The organism is Streptomyces sp. (assembly GCF_031178505.1).
In the GTDB taxonomy this organism is placed as follows: Bacteria; Actinomycetota; Actinomycetes; order Streptomycetales; family Streptomycetaceae; genus Streptomyces; species Streptomyces gulbargensis.
In genome coordinates this window covers 1-2,675 of record NZ_JAPSIW010000868.1, presented here as the reverse complement: position 1 = coordinate 2,675, position 2,675 = coordinate 1, and the positions used below count along the sequence as shown (strand labels likewise).

General features: G+C 71.4%; 2 protein-coding genes and 1 pseudogene. All 3 read right to left on the bottom strand.

Annotated elements, in window-relative coordinates:
* Nucleotides 1–60: 60 nt before the first annotated feature.
* On the bottom strand, nt 61–1,386 hold the full coding sequence (locus RIF68_RS33680; RefSeq protein ID WP_375165778.1) for a sensor histidine kinase: 1,326 nt from the start codon (nt 1,384–1,386) through the stop codon (nt 61–63).
* Nucleotides 1,383–2,162, bottom strand: coding sequence for an ABC transporter permease (locus RIF68_RS33675; RefSeq protein ID WP_309055268.1), 780 nt, complete (start codon nt 2,160–2,162; stop codon nt 1,383–1,385). The genes RIF68_RS33680 and RIF68_RS33675 overlap by 4 nt, the downstream gene beginning before the upstream one ends.
* Nucleotides 2,159–2,675, bottom strand: a pseudogene (locus RIF68_RS33670) (ABC transporter ATP-binding protein); the annotation flags it as partial. The pseudogene RIF68_RS33670 and the gene RIF68_RS33675, both read right to left, overlap by 4 nt.

Here is a 2,675-nt window from a genome sequence, read left to right as displayed (position 1 = left end):
CCAGGAGCATGCGGAAACCGAAACGCTGCATGGGCTGGTCATCGGCGATGAGCACGGTCGTCACGGTGTCTCGCTGTCCTTCGGGAGATGGAGGTGGACCCGCCAGCCGCCCGGCGGTCCGGGGAGCGGGCCTGCCTCAAGTGTGCCGTCGTACAGGGAAGTTCGCTCGCGCATGCCGGTCAGGCCACGGCCGTTTCCACGGTCGTTTCCACGGCCGTTTCCGCGGTCGTTTCCGTCGCCGTTTCCGGGGCCGGGTGCGCCGCCGCTGCCGCCCGTGCCGGTGTCCGTGACCTCGACCGTGACGCCGTGGTCGGTGTACGAGACGGCGACGGTGGCGGTGGCGGTGGGGCCGCCGTGCTTGAGGGTGTTGGTGAGCGCTTCCTGGACGACGCGGTAGACGGTGAGCTGGCGGCCGGCGGGGATGGAGTCGGGGCGGCCGCTGACGGTGCTGCGTACCGGAAGGCCCGCCGCCCGTACGCCGTCGATGAGTTGGTCCAGGTCGGTGAGGGCGGGCTGGGGGGAGCGTTCGGCGGTGGCGGGGGCGTCGTCGCGCAGGACGTCCAGGAGGCGGCGGAGTTCGGAGAGTGCCTGGCGGCTGGTGGTGCCGATGGCTTCGAGGGCCTGGGCGGCGCGCTCCGGGGACTTGGCGGCGGCGTACGAACCGCCGTCCGCGAGGCCCGTGATGACGGAGAGGTTGTGGCCGATGATGTCGTGCATCTCGCGGGCGATGCGGGTGCGCTCGGCGGCCGCGGCGAGCTGGGCCTGCTGGTCGCGCTCGATCTCCAGCCTGCGCGCGCGTTCGACGAGGGCGGCGGTGTAGTCCTGCCGGGAGCGCACCGCGATGCCGAAGAGGGCCACGAGCGCGTACGCCCATACGTTCGGGAGGATCTGCTGGTCCCAGGAGTCGCGCGGGAAGCGGACGGCGCCGACGACGAGCGGCGCCGTCATGAGGAGGCCCGCCCGGCCGAGGGTCCGCAGGGGCAGCCGCATCGCGATGTCGAACAGGACGATCATCTGGATGAGGGCGGCCTGGAGCATGGCGCCCGTCCAGCTGCTCAGCAGATTCGTCGCCACCATCGTCGCGAGGACGGCCATGGGGTGGCGTCGGCGCCAGAACAGGGGGACCGACAGGCCGAGGCTCATCAGGAAGACCTGCCAGCCGGCGACGTGCGTGTTGGGCGCGGTGTTGCGCCAGCCGCCGTTCGCGTCGACGAGTGCCGCGCCGACGAAGAACCCGGTGAGCAGCAGGTCCCAGACGAGCGGGCGGCGCCTGTCGAAGGCGCGTACCCGCTGGGTCCAGCGCTGGAGGAACTGCGTGAGGGGGTGCGGCTCGGTCACGGCCTCATCCTCGTACAGCGAACTCCCGGCGTGGGGCCGCTCGGTCATACGTCCCGTCGCTTGAGCAGGACCGATGCCGCGGCGATGATCGCCGCCGTCCAGAGGGTGAGGGTGACGAGGGCCGTGCCGGGGGCGATGGTGTCCTCCACGCGGGTCAGCGAGCCGAGTGAGCTCGCGGCCTGGACGGGGAAGTGCCTGATGGCGCTCTCCACGGCGCTGAACGGCAGCATGCCGAGGACCTCCGGCAGGATCAGCACGGAGCCGACGAACGCGCCGATGGCACCGGGTACCGAGCGCAGCAGGGCGCCGAGGCCGAGGGCGATGAGGCTGAGCAGGGTGAGCGACGCCGCGCTGCCGGTGAGGGCGCCGAGGACGCCGTCGTCGGTGAGGGAGAGTTCCTTGTCGGTGCCGGAGAGCCAGATCTGGGCGGTGAGGAAGGTGACGACGTTGGTCGTCCAGGACACCGCGAAGGCGACCGCCGTGAAGATCGCGGCCTTGGACCACAGGACGGGCAGGCGGCGCGGCACGGCGGTGACGGAGGCCCGGATCATGCCCGTCGAGTACTCCCCGGCGGTGACGAGGATGCCGAGGACGGCGAGGCAGATCTGGGAGAGCTGGGTGCCGAGGAGGGTGAAGACGATCGTGTCGACCTCGGAGTCGTCGCCGTCGTAGGTGGAGCCCATCGTGGCGCCGACGGCGATGACCAGGGCGGTGGCGGTGAACAGGGTGATCCAGGTGGAGCGGAGCGTGCGGAGTTTGTGCCACTCGGAGCGCAGGATGCCCTTGGTGCTCAGGCGGTACGTGGTGGTGGCCGGGGTGCTCATGCGGCGGCTCCTTCCTGCTGAGAGGCGGCGGGGGCGGTCGTAGAGGCGGCGTATTCGACGGAGTCGCGGGTGAGGTCCATGAAGGCCTGCTCCAACGACGCCGCGTGCGGGGTGAGTTCGAAGAGGGGGATCTTGTGGGCGGCGGCGGTGCGGCCGATGTGTTCGGCGTCGGTGCCGCGTACTTCGAGGGCGCCGGGGACGCTGCCGGTGATGTGGACACCGGGGGCGGCGAGCAGTTCGGTGAGGAGGCCGGCCTCGGGGGTGACGACCTTCACGGAGCCGGTGCCGGAGTCGCGTACGAAGCGTTCGACGGTGGTGTCGGCGAGGAGCCTGCCGCGGCCGATGATGACGAGGTGGTCGGCGGTCAGCGCCATCTCGCTCATGAGGTGCGAGGAGACGAGGACCGTACGGCCCTCGGCGGCCAGGGACTTGAGGAGGGTGCGGACCCACAGGACGCCCTCGGGGTCGAGGCCGTTGACCGGTTCGTCGAGGATGACCGTGGCGGGGTCGCCG